Source organism: Vampirovibrionales bacterium, from assembly GCA_016712355.1.
Taxonomy (GTDB): Bacteria; Cyanobacteriota; Vampirovibrionia; order Vampirovibrionales; family Vampirovibrionaceae; genus JADJRF01.
The window spans coordinates 918,505-934,413 of record JADJRF010000005.1; the positions used below are offsets into that span (position 1 = coordinate 918,505).

At 62.0% G+C, this 15,909-nt stretch carries 13 protein-coding genes and 1 tRNA gene; 7 read left to right on the top strand and 7 right to left on the bottom strand.

Going from position 1 to position 15,909, the window contains the following annotated elements:
- Positions 1-207 precede the first annotated feature (207 nt).
- The 3 genes from IPK79_05590 (at position 208) to IPK79_05600 (ending at position 3,111) form a co-directional block, all read left to right on the top strand.
- Positions 208-981: a hypothetical protein gene (locus IPK79_05590; protein ID MBK8189906.1), complete on the top strand. Its 774-nt coding sequence runs from the start codon at positions 208-210 to the stop codon at positions 979-981.
- 88 nt (positions 982-1,069) lie between these two features.
- Positions 1,070-2,620 carry an Asp-tRNA(Asn)/Glu-tRNA(Gln) amidotransferase subunit GatA gene (gene gatA, locus IPK79_05595; protein ID MBK8189907.1) on the top strand — a complete coding sequence of 517 codons (1,551 nt, stop codon included), beginning with the start codon at positions 1,070-1,072 and terminating at the stop codon, positions 2,618-2,620.
- Positions 2,620-3,111, top strand: coding sequence for a thioredoxin family protein (locus IPK79_05600; protein ID MBK8189908.1), 492 nt, complete (start codon positions 2,620-2,622; stop codon positions 3,109-3,111). The genes gatA and IPK79_05600 overlap by 1 nt, the downstream gene beginning before the upstream one ends.
- On the opposite strand, the gene IPK79_05605 is transcribed toward IPK79_05600, so the two are convergent.
- The 7 genes from IPK79_05605 to IPK79_05635 form a co-directional block, all read right to left on the bottom strand.
- Positions 3,056-4,660, bottom strand: coding sequence for a peptide ABC transporter substrate-binding protein (locus IPK79_05605; GenBank protein ID MBK8189909.1), 1,605 nt, complete (start codon positions 4,658-4,660; stop codon positions 3,056-3,058). The genes IPK79_05600 and IPK79_05605 overlap by 56 nt on opposite strands.
- On the bottom strand, positions 4,657-5,790 hold the full coding sequence (murG, locus tag IPK79_05610) for an undecaprenyldiphospho-muramoylpentapeptide beta-N-acetylglucosaminyltransferase (GenBank protein MBK8189910.1): 1,134 nt from the start codon (positions 5,788-5,790) through the stop codon (positions 4,657-4,659). The genes IPK79_05605 and murG overlap by 4 nt, the downstream gene beginning before the upstream one ends.
- A complete protein-coding gene (gene ftsW, locus IPK79_05615; GenBank protein MBK8189911.1) occupies positions 5,787-6,971 on the bottom strand; it encodes a putative lipid II flippase FtsW in 1,185 nt (394 codons plus the stop codon). The genes murG and ftsW overlap by 4 nt, the downstream gene beginning before the upstream one ends.
- The gene (gene murD, locus IPK79_05620; protein MBK8189912.1) at positions 6,962-8,467 is read right to left on the bottom strand and encodes a UDP-N-acetylmuramoyl-L-alanine--D-glutamate ligase; all 1,506 of its coding nucleotides are present in this window, start codon (positions 8,465-8,467) and stop codon (positions 6,962-6,964) included. The genes ftsW and murD overlap by 10 nt, the downstream gene beginning before the upstream one ends.
- A gap of 78 nt (positions 8,468-8,545) precedes the next feature.
- Entirely contained in the window at positions 8,546-9,517 is a 972-nt protein-coding gene (locus tag IPK79_05625; protein MBK8189913.1) for a phospho-N-acetylmuramoyl-pentapeptide-transferase, read from the bottom strand.
- 47 nt (positions 9,518-9,564) lie between these two features.
- A complete protein-coding gene (murF, locus tag IPK79_05630; protein MBK8189914.1) occupies positions 9,565-11,010 on the bottom strand; it encodes a UDP-N-acetylmuramoyl-tripeptide--D-alanyl-D-alanine ligase in 1,446 nt (481 codons plus the stop codon).
- A gap of 7 nt (positions 11,011-11,017) precedes the next feature.
- Positions 11,018-11,347: a pentapeptide repeat-containing protein gene (locus IPK79_05635; protein MBK8189915.1), complete on the bottom strand. Its 330-nt coding sequence runs from the start codon at positions 11,345-11,347 to the stop codon at positions 11,018-11,020.
- Positions 11,348-11,776: 429 nt separating this feature from the next.
- On the opposite strand from IPK79_05635, the gene IPK79_05640 reads away from it, so the two are divergent.
- The 4 genes from IPK79_05640 (at position 11,777) to IPK79_05655 (ending at position 15,770) form a co-directional block, all read left to right on the top strand.
- The gene (locus IPK79_05640) at positions 11,777-12,214 is read left to right on the top strand and encodes a hypothetical protein (GenBank protein MBK8189916.1); all 438 of its coding nucleotides are present in this window, start codon (positions 11,777-11,779) and stop codon (positions 12,212-12,214) included.
- Between the two features lie 236 nt (positions 12,215-12,450).
- On the top strand, positions 12,451-12,855 hold the full coding sequence (locus IPK79_05645; protein ID MBK8189917.1) for a helix-turn-helix transcriptional regulator: 405 nt from the start codon (positions 12,451-12,453) through the stop codon (positions 12,853-12,855).
- 70 nt (positions 12,856-12,925) lie between these two features.
- A tRNA-Val gene (locus IPK79_05650) sits at positions 12,926-13,001 on the top strand.
- Positions 13,002-13,457: 456 nt separating this feature from the next.
- The gene (locus tag IPK79_05655) at positions 13,458-15,770 is read left to right on the top strand and encodes a CRISPR-associated endonuclease Cas3'' (GenBank protein MBK8189918.1); all 2,313 of its coding nucleotides are present in this window, start codon (positions 13,458-13,460) and stop codon (positions 15,768-15,770) included.
- Positions 15,771-15,909: the final 139 nt, after the last annotated feature.

Here is a 15,909-nt window from a genome sequence, read left to right on the forward strand (position 1 = left end):
CGTTTGCTGCAACGCCTGTGGATCCCGACGCTCAAAATTGCCTGAAAATAACCCGCGCCCCAGAAGGCTTTCGCGGATTTTCAGCCTGTTTTTCAAGCCCTGAGCGGCTTTGTGAAAATCGTAAAGATTGATCTCTATGCTTTTATAAAAACATGAGATACTGTGACAATATCGCCCTTTTAACAGGCATTTTAAAGGAATCAAGCCATGACAGGCCGGGTTTCACGCCCGCAGGCGTTATTTTTTGCGTTGATGGAAAACCTCGCCGTCTTTGACGAGGTGCTGATGGCTGTTCTGGATTCCGGGAAAATGCGGATCGGTATGTGGGGCGCGCATTTTCTTTTCGGCTATGAGCGCTATTACCGCCGCTGGCTTCATGGGCCGTTCCGTCCGGCGTTTACGCGGGGGCGAGCTGAGCGCCAGGTCACGCCCGTGGTCGAGGTCTTCCGCAAGATAGCGCGTCTGCTGGAGTGCCCGGCCTGGGCCTTGACGCCCGGCCAGACGGCAGAATCGGCGGCAGACGCCGCAAAGACAGCCCGCGAGCGAGCGCGGCGCGCAAATTCCCGGAAATCTTCCTCAGGCGCTTACGGCGGCGCGGCCTCGTGGTCGCCGCCCTTTCCCCGGCGATTTCTCATTGATTACGCCCGTCGCCGTCTGGGCGAGCTCGAAGGCCCGCAAATCGCGTCAGACGCGCGCTTACAGCCGTTACAGGATTTTGCGTCTATGCCGTCAGTGACGGCGAGGACATTTCAGGACAGAGCGCACGCGCTCACGCCAAGCGCAGCGCCGGATCTCGCAATAACGGGGACAAGCGCGAGCGCGCCCTGTCAGTCCTCTCCCGACTTATGTCAGCGCCCTAGCGCGTCGCGCCCGCCTTGCCCGCCTCTTGAGCAGGACCCGTACTTGGGCCCTTATCGAGCGCTGGCCTTTCGGCGCAGGCCGGGCGTTGGTCGCGCGCGCGGCTCTCCCGGCGGATCGTGACCGAAACAGTCGCGCGCTGCGGGAGCGTTGCAATAAAATTTGCGATAAAATACGGGGCGTTGACGCGCGCTAAGGAGATGCTTCATTCATGTCAGATTCGCCGGCAGGGCCGCCCGAAAAGTCGTCATCACAGTCGCCGATACCCTCATCGGCGCACGCGACGGCGCTGGAAACCGCCGCCCACATTCAGGCCGGTCGCCTCAGCGCCGTTACCGTTGCGGAAAACGCTTTTGAGCGCATTGCGGCCCTCGATGACGATATTCAGGGCTTTAATCTGCTGACCCGCTCGCTGGCGCTGGAAGCCGCCGCCGACATCGACCGTCGCGCCAGGGCGGGCGAGACGCTGCCGCTGCTGGCAGGCGCGCCCATCGCCATTAAAGACAATCTCAACATCGCAGGACTGCCGACGACGTGCAGCAGTCGGATTCTCGAAGGCTACGTCTCGCCCTACGACGCCACCGTGGTCCAGAAAGTCCGCGCGGCGGGGCTCCCGATTCTGGGGAAAACCAATCTGGACGAGTTTGCCATGGGCAGCTCGACTGAAAACAGCGCCCTGCGCGTCACGCGCAACCCATGGGACTTGCAGCGCATTCCCGGCGGCAGTTCGGGCGGATCGGCGGCTGTGGTCGCCGCCCAGATGACCCCCTTGAGTCTCGGCTCCGATACCGGCGGCAGCGTGCGACAACCGGCGGCCATGTGCGGCATCGTCGGCGTCAAGCCGACCTACGGGCTGGTCTCGCGCTATGGACTGGTCGCCTTCGCCAGCAGCCTGGATCAGGTCAGCCCCTTTGCCCGAACCGTGCGCGATGCGGCCGCCCTGCTGCAAGTCATCGCCGGATTCGACCCGCTGGATTCAACGTCTATTCCGGATCGCCCTGTTCCTGACTATCTGGCGGCGATCGAGGCGCGCCCCGATATCGAGGGCCTGCGCGTCGGCGTGATTCAGGAACTGGACGGCGAGGGCATGCAGGCCGAAGTCGCCGCCTCGCTGGGCGCGGCCCGCGAGGCCTTTGAAGCGATGGGCGCGCGCGTCCAGCCGATTTCCATCCCCAGTATCCGCTATGCCGTTGCGGCGTATTATATTCTGGCCACTGCCGAGGCCAGCTCCAATCTGGGACGCTATGACGGGGTCCGCTACGGGATGCGCGTCGAAGAAGCCGGCATGGATCTCAAGCGCATGTACCAGAAAACCCGCGCCCTGGGCTTCGGCCCCGAAGTCAAGCGACGCATTATGCTGGGCACGTTCTGTCTGAGCGCGGGCTATTTCGACGCTTTCTACGGCAAAGCCCAGAAAGCGCGCGCGCTGATTCGTCATGAATTGCGCCATGCGTTCGACTCCGTCGATATTCTGATCTGTCCGACGGCTCCCACCACGGCGTTTCGTCTGGGCGAAAAGTTGAACGACCCGGTCAGTATGTATTTGTCCGATATTGCGACCATTCCGGTCAATATGGCGGGCATCCCGGCGCTCAGCCTCCCCTGCGGATTCGACGCCCAGGGGCTTCCCATCGGCCTGCAACTGCTGGCGCCGCATCTGGGCGAAGACACCCTGTTTCGCGCCGCTGCCGCCTTTGAGGCCCGCAGTGGTCTGCGCAACCTGACGCCCGGCCGTCTGGCTGCTGTTCAGGGGGCGCGCTAATGGCTGCGCCGCCGTCGTTTCTCAGAAGCATGGGCGTCATCGCGACGCTGGTGGCCGTCACCATCACGCTGAGTCTGGCGTGGCAGCTTTTTCAGGGGGCTGACGCCAGCGGACGGCCTTCGCAGTATGATCCCGGCGTTTCGCTGAGCGCAGCGGCCAAAACCGCTCAAACGCCTTTGCTCATTGAGTTCTACTCAGATGATTGCGGCGCCTGCGTGCAACTGACGCCGCTGGTTCACCGCGTGGCGACGACAGCCTTCGCCCGGCGCCTCAAACTGGTGATGATCAACGTGGACCGCCCCCAGTCGCAGGATGCCGCCGCGCTGTTTCGGGTAGACAGCGTCCCCTCCGTCTTTGTCTTCGACCCCAAGCGCATGAAGAAGAAGACCATTCCCTTTGCGGCGCTGTCGAATCCCAGGCGGCTGGAAGCGGCGCTCAATTCGGCTTTGGCAGGCTTAGGCGCTCAAGGTCAATCAGGTTCAGCGCGTTGATGCGCACGCCGGACGCGCGCGGATTCACCAGCCACAGCTTCTCGCTGGCATATAGCGGGGCGATGACGACGTCTTGCCGTAAGAGAATGACCTGCGCAGCGTCATACAGCGCCTGCCGCCCGGCAAGATTACCAGTGATCGCGGCTTTTGCGACCAGACGATCGTATTCGGCGCTGCCCCAGCCGGTATAGTTATTGCGGCTGTCGCGCGTCATCATCCCCATAAAGCTGTCGGCGTCGAGATAATCGGCGAACCAGCCCAGACGGAACATCGCAGGGGGGTTCTGACGCAGGCGGGTCAGAAACGCTTTCCATTCCATATTCTCCAACGCAACGGGGACATTCAACGTCTGTTTCCACTGCGATTGCAGGATCTCGCCTTCCTTCAGCAAGTCATACTGGGTCTGAAATGCGAGCGACACGCGTGGGAATCCGCGTCCGTCGGGGTATCCGGCCTCGGCCAGCAAACGCCGCGCCGCCGCCGGGTCGTATCCGAGTCCAGCCTCTGGCGATGCGCACGGCAGACCGGGCGAAATCCAGCCGTTCCATGGCCGTTGCCCGCTTTTGAGCAGCTTGGGAAAGGCGCTGCGGTCAATCGCCAGCGCAAAGGCGCGCCGCACGCGCGGATCGTTGAAGGGCGGGGCCTGCGCGTTGAAGCCCACGTAAGAGAGTCGGTGCAGCAGCCGCGTGCGCGCTTCGGGCCGCGCGCGCAGACGACGCGCATCAAACGCCGGAATGCTGGTCGTTGTCTCGATAAAGTCCAGCTCGCCGTTCTCATACATAATGACGCTGGCGTTGGCGTCGGCAATCATGGCCATCTCCACGGCCTTCACCTGCGGATGCGACCCGTAATACGCCGGATTCGGCGTCAGGCGCAGGCTCTCCTCGTGCCGCCAGCGACTCAGCCGGTAGGGGCCATTGGCGACAAAGCGTCCCGCCTCGGTAAAGTCCTGCGGGGCGCGGGCGACAACGTCTTCGCGAAGCGGCAGCGCAACCGGCGACGCCATCAGGTCCAGAAAGAACGGGATGGCGCGCGTGAGGCGAACATCCAGCGTGTACGGGTCCGGCGCATGGACGCCGACGGCATTGAAGTCGCCTAGCTTGCCGTCATACCAAGCCTTGGCGTTTTGCACCTCAAACAGGAAGTAGGCGTACTCGGACGCCAGCGCCGGATCCAGTGCGCGCCGCCAGGCATAGACAAAGTCTTGGGCCGTAACCGGGCGACCATCCTCCCAAAGCGCGTCGCGCCGCAGGTGGAACACATAGCGCCGTCCGCCATCGAGCCGATCCCAGCGCGACGCGACAGCGGGTATCGCGCGCCCGTCCGGACCAATGACGGTCAGCCCCCGCATGAGGTTCTGCAGGACGGTGAAGGAGGTCAGATCATTGACCCGCGCCGGGTCCAGCGAGGGGGGCTCTGAGCCCAGATTCATCCGAAACACGCCCGCATCCTGATCGTGGGCGGGCGTGCGCGGTCCGCAGCCTTGGCAGGCAAGCGCAAGCAGACACGCGCAGACCGTCAGCGCCCGCCAAAAGCCAGCGCCCTTCAACGAGAATACGCCTTCAGCAGCGCGACAATGGCATCCGTCGCCTGAGGACGGCCCAACGAAAGGCTGGCGGCGGCCATGGACTGTAAACGTTGAGGCGCACCCAATAACGCGCGGATCTCAGCGATGAGTCGCTCGGCGTCCAGGGCATCATCGGCGATCACCACAGAGGCGCCCGCCTGCGCCGAGGCCTGAGCGTTCTTGCTCTGGTGGTCCGCAGCCGCATGCGGGTAAGGGACCAGAATCGAGGGCAGTCCGCAGCGATACAGTTCTGACAGGGTGAGCGATCCCGAGCGGCAGAGGACCAGATCGGCGCAGGCCCACGCGGCGGCCATCTCCTCGAAGAAGGGTCGGGCGCAGTATGCGCCGGCGTCGCGCTGGGCCGTCGCGGCGAGGGCGGCCATGGTTTCGTCATGGAGCTTGGCCCCGGTCTGATGCAGAATCTGCAAGCCCATGTCGCCTGTCAGCGTATGGAGCGCGCCCGCCAGCGCCAGATTCAGGCGCCGGGCGCCTTGGGAACCGCCGGTCGCCAAAAGCGTCGGGCGGCTGGGATCCCAGTTCAGGCCGAGTCTGTCAAAGCCCTGGCGCTGGTCAAGCGCGCCAATCGCTCCGCGCAACGGATTGCCCGTTACATGGAAGCGCGCGCACGGAATCGAGCGCTGCGCCTGCGCAAAAGCGGCGGTCGCCTGATCCGCCCAGCGCCCCATCAGCCGGTTGACCAGTCCGGGATGCGCGTCCGGCTCGTGAATCACATAGGGGATGCGGCGCTGTAAGGCCGCCGCCAGCACTGGCGCGCTGACATAACCGCCCGTAGCGAAGACGACATGGGGCTTGAGCGTTTCCAGAACCGCCCCTGCGCGAGCAACCGCCTGTGGAATCGAGGCCAGCCAGCGCGCAAAGCCCAGACCGGGGCGTCGCGGCATCCCCGAGAAGTCCAGCCCTTCAAAGGCAAAGCCGCTGGCGGGAATCAGCCGCGATTCCAGCCCGTCGCGCTTGCCGATGTAAACCAGCGCCGCCAGCGCCGGGTCGTCGCGCAGGCATTCGGCCACCGCCAGCGCGGGAAACACATGCCCGCCGGTTCCGCCGCCAGTAAGCGCGATTCTCAGCCCGGCGCAAGAATCAGGGGGATTCATGAAGCCGTCTGCGGCCACGACGCCACGCGCGGGCGAGGGCGATGCCGCGAAACGCTCAGCAGAATGCCCGTCATCACCAGCGTGAGAATCATCGAGGTGCCGCCGTAGCTGATAAACGGCAGCGTCACGCCGGTAACCGGCATCATGCCAATGGTGACCGAGATGTTGATCAGCGCTTGCAGTAGAATGGCGCACGTCAGCCCGAAGGCCAGCATCTGACCGAACGGGCTCTCGCATTGCCGGGCGATCGTAAAGCCCCGCCAGCCAAACAGCGCAAAGAGACCGACGATAATCAGCGAGCCAAACAAGCCCCATTCCTCGCAAATCACCGAAAAGATGAAATCCGTATAGGGGAAGGGCAGATAGTGCATCTTCTGGGCCGAATGGCCAAAGCCCACCCCGAAAATGCCGCCTGAACCAATGGCGTAATATGACTGAATCAGGTTATAGCCCGTGTCCTGCATATCGGCCCACGGGTCGAGCCAGCCCTGAATACGGCGGCGCTGGTATTCGACGGTCATCACCTTGAGAAAGACGCCATATCCCGCAAGCGGCAGGCCCAACAACAGCAATGGGACTGAAAACCCGCCAATGAACAGCATCGCAAGCGTCATCACGCCAATGATAATCGAGACGCTGAGGTTGGGTTGCTGGTAGATGAGCGCGACCATCACCGCCACCAGCGCCAGATTCGGAAACAGGGTAAACGTCAGCAGCCGACGGCGACAGGTAGCTTGCGCCATCAGCAGAATGGCCGCCAGTTTTGCGACATCCGACGGCTGAAACTGAAACCCGAAGGGCAGCGCAATCCAGCGCTCGCTGCCATTGACCGTCTGGCCAAACAGCAGCGTAATCAGCAACAGGCCGATGGCCGTCAGCGCAATGGGTTTGGCCAGACGGCGCCACAGCGTAAAGGGCAGGCGCGAGACGAGCATCATGCCCCACAGGCCAACGCCAGCCGCCAGCGCCTGTTTCAGCAGGATGGCATAACTCGCGCCGGAATCCGCCTGGGCGTTGGGGGCGCTGGCCGAGTAGACCGACACCAGCCCGATGAGGACCAGCGACAGGGTGATGGCCAGCAGCGGCGCGTCCAGCGATTGCCGCGCTGCGCTCGGCGCGCGCCTCAGGCCGTCAGAAGGCGGGGCTGAAGAAGGCGGCGGCGGATTCAGCGTCATAGACACGATGGGCGCGCCCTGTCAGGTTGCGCATCGGGCGTCGGCGTTGCCTGACGCTGCGCAATGAGGGCCTTGAAGACGTCGCCGCGATGCTCGAAGTTCTGATACTGGTCAAAACTCGCGCAGGCCGGCGAAAACAGGATCGGCTCGCCTTGACTGAGGGCAATAGCCTTGTCCAGCGCCCGCTCCAGCGTGTCGCACGGATAGACGGCGCTGTAGCCCGCCTCGTTCAGCGCGCGCTGAAAGCGTGGTTGCGCTTCTCCCAAGAGCGTGACGGCGGCCGCATGGGTCTGAATCGCCTCCACAAAGCCTTCCAGCGGTTCTTCTTTGGGGCGACCGCCCGCAATCAGAATCGTCCGCTGCGGCGAGAAGGCCCGCAGCGCCTGAATGGCCGCATCCGTGTTGGTCGCCTTGGAGTCGTTATAGCAGGCGATACGCGTCACGCCGCCCGCGTGCAGGCGCGTAATCTCTCCGGCAGGCTCGATACGATGCGCCACGCCTGAAAACTCACGACACGTCCGGGCAAAAGTCTGTCCTGTGGTATTTGTCCCGGCGGCATGCATCAGGAACGCGACGCTCAGCGCCGCCAGGGCGTTTTCGTGGTTATGCGCGCCTTTTAGCTTCAAGTCAGCGGCTGACAGGCCTAGCGGCTGAGGGCAGTCGTCTCGTTGAAACACAAATTGACCATCCGCAGTCAAAAACGCCGCATGCGCGCGCTTCTGCCCCAGATGCGGGTCGCGGCGCGAGAACCAGAGCGTTTGCTCAGGCAAATCCGCTTGCCAACGAAGGCTGGCCGGGTCGTCGGCATTCACCACCGCCCACGTCGGGACTTGTTCGCCGGTAAACAGGCGACGTTTGGCGGCCTCATAGGCGGCCAGCGAGCCATGCCAGTTGATGTGATCGGGCGTCAGATTCATAAACGCCGCCACAGTAGCCTGAAACGTCGGCGAGAACGCCAGTTGCGCCGAACTCAGCTCGACGACCAGCGCTTCAAGGGCGTTATCGCCCAGACAACTGATCATCGGCAGGCCAATATTGCCGCAGGCGACCACGCGCTGTCCGCTGTCGGCCAGCAGACGGGCAATAAGCGTGGTGGTAGTGGTCTTGCCGTTGGAGCCTGTGACAGCGGCAATGGGCAGACGTCGCGACAGGCGGTTTTCGCGGGCCGCCAGCTCGACTTCGCTGATGATCTCGATCCCGGCGGCGGCGGCGCGCTGGAGAATCTCGGCATGGGGGGGGATGCCGGGGCTGACAATCATCAGCGGCGCGTGAGACAGGCATTGTTCGCTATGCGCGCCGGTTTCGACCGCGCATCCGAATGCCTGAAGGCGATCGCGCAGGGCCGCAGCGTCCGGGCCCGGCTCTGAACGCTCGCTCAGGAAGACATCCGCGCCAAAAGCCTGTAAATAGCGGGCAACAGCTTCGCCGGTTTTGGACAGGCCCAGAATGACGACGGGACGCCCCTGCCAGCGGTGAAAAGCGGATTCAGGAGCCTGACTCATCGCATTCTTGTCCAATCGCCCTAATCAGAAGACCCATCCGGCCCATCGCAAGAAAACACCCCTGCGGCGACGGTCCCGTCACTTATTGTACAGGAACAGCGCCAGCGCGCACAACAGGAACTGCGTCAGCACGAAGACCGCCGTAACGCGCCGCTCTCGCCAACCGCACAGCTCAAAATGATGATGCAGCGGGCTCATTTTGAAAATTCGCCGCCCCGTCAGCTTGAACGACGCCACTTGCAGAATCACCGACAGCGCTTCGGCGACAAAGACGCCGCCCAGCAAAAACAGCCAGAATTCGGTTTGCGAGAGGATGGCCATCGCCGCCATCGCCCCGCCCAGCGCCAGACTGCCCGTATCGCCCATAAAAAGCCGGGCGGGATAGAGGTTATGGAACAGAAATCCCAGCGTCGCGCCGGTGAGAATGAGCGCCGCCATGCCCAGATCCGGGTAAACGTTGGCTACGTCAGAATACAGGTTGCCCGTAAAGCAGACCGACAAGGCGGTGAGCGTCAGCGCGCTGCATCCGGCAGCCAGCCCGTCCAGACCGTCGGTGAGATTGACGGCATTGGAGACGGCCATCATCACCACCGCCGTAAACAAGGGGTATAGCACGGGGCCCAGCTCCAGCCGCAAGCCGTTGAAGACGGCGACGCCCGATAAGCCCAGCGTCTGACTCATATACAAGCCAATCCCCAGCCCGAGCGCGCCCTGAATTGCCAGTTTTGCGTAGCCGGACAGCCCTTTGTTCTGCTTCTTGGCGATTTTCAGGTAGTCATCCACAAATCCAACGGCGCCCAACGCGAACGTCACCGCCAGGGTCAGCCAGAATTCAGTCGTCCAGTAGTCCTTCATCCCAAAGATTGCCATGGCGGCGATGCCCGCCAGCGCGCTACCCAGAATCAGCACGCCGCCCGCGGTAGGGGTGCCCGCTTTGCCGTGATGGCTCTGGGGCCCGTCCTGGCGGATATACTGCCCCAGATAGCGCTGGCGCAGAAAGCGGATAAAGGGCCCACCCGCCATGAGCGCCGCCAGCAGCGAAACCGTCATCACGACAGCGGAACTACTCTTGACGCTCAGCGGCATCCATTCAGCGTTCACAGGCAGGCGGGCTCCTCACAAGGGACGGCGGCATCCGCGCAAAGGCCGTCGATCAGGGTTTCCAGCCGACAGGCGCGCGAGCCCTTCAGAAAAATCGACACGTCGCGCAAGGCGATGCCGCATTCGCGCAGGCCGCGCGCCAGAGCGTCCGCCGGGGGCGGCTCCTGAGCGGTATGCCGAATGGGAAAACTGGCCCCGGCGGCCTGCGCGGCGCTGGCCGTCCAGGCGGCCTCTTCGCCAAAGGTCATCAGCAGATCGATGCCCGGCGCCTCTGCCAACCAGACGCCCAGAGCTTCATGGAGGGCGCGCGCCTCAGGGCCCAGCTCTTTCATCGCGCCCAAGGCCAGCGCGCGACGCATGCCCGCAGGAACGGGCGTCTGCAAGAACGCCTGCAAACCCGCGCACATACTGGCGGGATTGGCATTATAGGCATCGTTGACGACCCACGCATTGGTCAGGCCTGCAATCGCCTGACGTCCGCCGCGTCCGTCCGGGGCGCGGAAGGCCTGCAAGGCGGGCTGAAGCGCTGAGGGCTGATAGCCCATCGCCCGCCCGACCGTCAGAACGGCCAGCGCGTTGAGGATCCGGTGATCGCCCGCCTCGCCCAGAGTGATGCGGCAGCCGTCCCATATGAACGACTGGCCGCCGTCCGCTGACACGGACCGGTCGCAGGCGTCTTGCAGCGAGAAGGCCTCCAGCCGGCCCTTCCAGACGCGCGCGGCCTGATGGCGCAGCAGCGAATCGTCGCCATGGACAATGGCAAGGCCATCTGGCTTCAGGCCTTCGAAAATCTCGCATTTGGCTTGCGCAATAGCCGCCATCGAGCCCAGCATCCCCAGATGCGCGGGGCCGATGTTGGTCACCAGCGCGATATCCGGTTGCGTGGCGCAGCTCAGCGGGCGGATTTGATTCAAGCCGCGCATCCCCATCTCGACAATCAGCAGGCGCGTGTGGGCTTCGGTCGCCAGCAGGGTCTGGCAGACGCCGATTTCGTTGTTGAAATTGCGCGCGGTCGCCTGCGTCGGCATCAGTGGGGCGAAGGCGGCGGCGAGCATCTCTTTGACCGTGGTTTTACCTGAGCTGCCGGTCAGGGCCAGCGCCGTAAGCCCGTCGCCAAGACGACGGCGATAGGCGGCAGCGGCGTCCAGATACGCCATCAGCGGGTCCGGTACGGCAATCAGGGCAAGCGATTCTGGCAGGCTGTCGGCGACAGACGCGCGGGCTTCCGAGATAAACGCGCCTGCGGCCCCTAATCGGGCGGCGTCGGCGAGAAAATCGTGGCCATCGAAGCGCTCGCCCGCCAGCGGCACGAACCAGCTCTGCGGGGCAATGGCGCGGCTGTCAGAGGTCAGGGAAAATGCGCCTTCGGGCGGCAGTGGCCTCAAGGCCCGACCCGAGGTCGCGCGCAACAGCTCCTGAGCGCTAAAGCGGGCAGTCGACATGCGCTTGTTACAGTCCCTGTCGCAGCCGGGTTCCGTAGAGGACGCTCAGGCGAATCTCGTGGGCCGACAGATCGCGCGGAAACAGCACGCCGCTGATGCGCGCTTCTTTGATGCTCGCGCCGTCGAGCTTGGCCTGACTCAAATCCAGTGCGCGCAAGTCAGCCGATCGCAGGTAGGCGTTCGTCAAATTGGCGCGTTCGAGCCTGCATCGACGCAGGTCAAAGCCTTTGAGCTGGGCGCCGCTCAGATCGACGCTGCCGCCCTTTGCCTCGACGTAGCGGTTAAAGTCTTGCGCGCGCTCCTCTTGCAGGAGGCTTACCGCCTGATCATCGGCCATGGCTGCATCCTTTGTGGTCGGGGTCTGTGCAAATTGTATTATAGGCCGCGCCGCGGAAAAAAGGGGGAATCCGCGCAAGAGGCGCTATCGCCCGTATGGCATTTTGACAGCGCTTCTATCCCCCTCCGTATCCTAACGTCCCTGTTGTCGCTCGGGGGCGTCACTCGGGGTCGCTCTTGCGGCGGGCAAGGGCACTAGACTTTCGGACAATGTCGAAACGCGCTCAATGGGTATTTCTGACGTTGGCGTCAAGGTTTATAATAGGCTTAGAACGAGGGAATTATCCAAAAACCGTCTCTCCAGACGTTTTAAATCAGGACAAGGGAAGCTGTCGCAAGGTCGCTTTTGCAGGAATGGCGAGTTCCGTTGGCAAAGTTGCAGCGAGTTCAGCGCGCACGGCTGAATGTTACGCGAAAGAGGTGATTCCACATGGTCGCAACTACCGTATGTCAGGACGCGAAAACGCAACGCATGGCCGCGCTGGATAAAATGCCGCCGGTGAAATTTCATGCGTTGGGAGAATTACCGTTACAGGTGGCGTCGTATTGCCGTCGGCTGCTGCTGTTTTTGATGGCGCCGAAGGCCGATGACGTCGTATTGCCCAGTATTCTGGATCTGAGCGGCTTTTTTGGCTGTTCGGAGCGCGACGTGCTCGCGGGTTTCCAGGAACTCCAGCGCCAGGGCTTTGAGTACGAACTCCATGGGCTCGATGATCCCATCCGGCTGTGGGATCCGTATAAGGGAGACGCCCGAAAAGCAGGCGATTGGCAGGCGTTTTCTCACGATATGCTGCGCCCCTGGGAGTCCGCTATCCGCAATCGCGGCATCAACCGCTTTGGCGCTCCCGCGCGACGACGAATCAGCTAGCGACAGCGCTTTTGTCAATAAACGCCTGATAAAGCCCTCGACGGACGCGATCCGCGGTCATCGTCATATAGGCGATGGCGCGACGCCCTGCGCTCGGGGGCTTTCGTCTTGAAGGGAGTCTGTTCAGGTAGGCGCCCTGACGCCGATGCCTTCGAGGGCCTATCGGCGACACCCTTGAAATTTCCTGAAAGAGCCTTTACTATATCTAGTAAAGCGGATATCGAAAGGGCCTGTAATTGTCTGACGCTTACCAGACCGTGGCAGAAAACCTGAATCGCCTTGTTCACGAGGAGATTTACGGGCTGGCCGCGCCGATGGATCGGGTGATGGCGCTGGTGGGCGATAAATACTGTATTCAGATTCTGCATCGCCTGCACGAAGAAGGCCGCCAGCGCTTTGTCGAGCTGGAAACCCTTGCTGGAGGTATTTCGCCGCGAACGCTGTCGGCCCGATTAAAGCATCTGGAGCGTTATGGGCTGGTAGCACGGCGTCCTTTCGCGACGATTCCGCCACGGGTGGAGTACAGCCTGAGTGACAAAGGCCGCGAGCTGGCGCGCGCCCTGCTGCCGATGGCCGTCTGGGCGGAGAAGTGGTATCCCTGCGGCGCGGACGCGCGCTCGTCGTCGACGTCGGCCTCGTGAGCGCCTTGCGCGGGATTTGACTTTTCCGGCGTTTTTGGTGGAATAGAAGCAGAATCCGTGACAGTGGCGTGGGCGGTTGGCGCAGTTGGTAGCGCATCACATTGACATTGTGGAGGCCACTGGTTCGAGTCCAGTACCGCCCACCACTCTACAAGCGGGTTTCTAGAGGGGATTTTGCCAGACGGGCGGCGAATCGACGCCGTGAACGCATCAGCAGGGGATCGCTATTGTCCGCGTTTGGATTATGCCAAGGCTCAGGGTAACGGCGTCATTGGAGGCGGTTGAGGTCTTGCCGATGGGGATCCTTAACAGCGGCGAGTCCTTTACCGTCAACACCCTGATCCCGGTAGGGCAAAATCCCACGCTAAGACTCACCTTTCGCGACGCCAAGGGTAAGATCTATTTAGTATCCCGCTAATTCGTCCGACAAGGGCGTAATCGGAGCCCAGAAACGGGGATTGCTCAACAGTAGGAGATTCCCCCCTCAGTCTATCGCGCGATTAGTTTGGGGCGCCCGTGGATTGAAAATCCGAACATATGCCGCTTCTTCTAGGCGCTTTTCCAACTAGAGTGGAGACACCAACCATGGAGGGAGGCGATGCATGGCGGATACACAGGAGCCGAACCCCGCTGTTGCGCATATTCGATTTGATAATCCCGACAACCTCGACGAAGATCCTCTATTTCACACGCTGGCCGAACATCTCGACGCCGTTGGCGACCTGGCGGCGCAATACGCAGACGTGTTCGGCAACGCTGACTGGGCAAGGCTTGCGGGACGCTGGCACGATCTGGGCAAATACAACCCGGATTTTCAGCGTTACATACATGCCGTCACGCTGCCTGCGGAGCGTCGCGAGGCGATGCAGGCGCATGTTGAGGACGATGCCAAACTGCGGCGCGTAGACCATGCGACCGTGGGCGCCCTCCATGCCATTCGACATGTTGAAACCATGGGGCCCGGCTATGCGGGAAGCGCGCGACTGCTGGCGTGGCTGATCGCGTGTCATCATACGGGCCTGGTCGACTGGTTTGGCGAGAAATCCCTGAGGGATCGTCTCCAAAGCGATAAAAAACGCGCGCTGTATGACGATGTCTTGTCCCATATCCCCCTCGAACGCCGGTCGGCGGGTTCGTTCCCCGTCTCCCGTCCGCCCGGCGGGGGCGCCGTGTCTTCCGAGCTGAGCGCCTCGCTCTGGGTGCGAATGTTATTCTCGTGCCTGGTGGATGCGGATTTTCTGGATACCGAACGCTTCCAGCGCCCCGACGCCGCCAACGTGCGCGGAGCCTATCCCCCACTCGAGGCCTTGCTGGCGTCGCTCGACACGTACATGGAACGCTTGGCCGCGCAAGCCAAGCCAAGCGCTGTTAATCGCATTCGCGCCGATGTCCTGCAAGCCTGCATTCAAAATGCCGGGCTGCCTCCCGGCCTGTTTTCCCTGACGGTTCCGACCGGCGGCGGCAAGACGCTGGCCTCGATGGCTTTTGCATTGCGCCACGCGCTCGCCAGCGGGCAGCGGCGCATTATTTACGTGATTCCCTATACCAGCATTATTGAGCAGACCGCGGCCGTTTTTAAAGAGGCGTTTGGCGAGGCCAACCTCATTGAACATCACAGCAACTTTGAGCCCGATCAGGAAACCGCTCAGAGCCGCACGGCCTGCGAAAACTGGGACGCGCCGATTATCGTCACAACGACCGTTCAGTTCTTTGAATCGTTGTTCGCCGCCCGCACCAGTCGACTTCGCAAGCTGCATAACATTGCCCGCAGCGTGGTTGTGCTGGATGAGGCCCAACTCCTGCCGCTGGAATTCCTCAAACCCGTGCTCGAAACGCTGCGTGAGCTGACGCACGCCTATGGCGTCTCAATCGTATTTTCTACCGCCACGCAACCGGCATTTCGTCAAGACGATTTGCAGCAGGCGGGCATTGACGCGCGTGAGCTGAAGGGGTTTGACGCCATTCGTGAATTAGCGCCGGACCCTCCCGCGTTGTATCGCCAGCTCAAACGCGTGCGCGTCGAATTGCCGCCGGATTTCGCCACGCCGCGCGCGTGGGATGAGCTGGCAGAGGAACTGGCGCAGCACCGCCAGGCGTTGTGCGTTGTCAGCCGTCGGCGCGACTGCCGGGAGTTGTTCCGCCTGATGCCGCCGGACAGCGTGCCTCTATCGGCGCTTATGTGCGGCGAGCACCGCAGCGAGGTTATTGCCCGTATTCGCCAAGCGCTGGCGGACAATGCGCCCATTCGCGTCATCAGCACGCAACTGGTGGAGGCGGGCGTGGATCTCGATTTTCCGGTGGTGTACCGCGCCATGGCCGGGCTGGATTCGATTGCGCAGGCGGCGGGACGCTGTAATCGCGAGGGCAGGCAGGACGGGATGGGGCGCGTAATCGTGTTTAATGCGCCGTCAGAGCCGATCGAAGGCTTGCTTCGAAAAGCGCGTCAGGCAGCCGTTGCCGCTTTACAGCAGCCGGTGGACGAGGATCCGCTGGGCTTGGCGATGTTTCCCCATTACTTCCGGCATTGGTTTGCGCAGGTTAATGATTTCGACTCGAAACAGATTGTATATGACTTGCGTCGCCCGGATTTGACATTCGCCTTCCGTCGCGCCGCGCGCAACTTCAAGATCATTGACGATACAAAAACAGCGTCTGTGCTTGTGCCCTATGGGAGGGGAGCCGAGCTTATCGAGACTTTGAAGCAATTAGGCCCCAGTCGCCAACGCCTGCGCGCGGCGCAACGTTACGGCGTCACTATTTACAAACATCAACTGAACGCGCTGCTGCATCAACAAGACGTCCAGGAGATTCATCCCGGTATTTTTGCTCTTCATGAGGCTCTCTACGATGGAGATCTTGGCTTGTTAATGTCAGAAGAAGCTTATATGGCAAAGCCAGAGCACTATATGACATAAAGCCAGATAACTAATTTCATTTTGTGAGCAGTTGATGTCTCCTTGGAAAAATGCTATGCTCTACCCGTTCAGAACGTTATGTCATTCGATTTATCGAGGATTGAAACATTTTTTGAGCGGTTGAAACGAGTATCCCCTT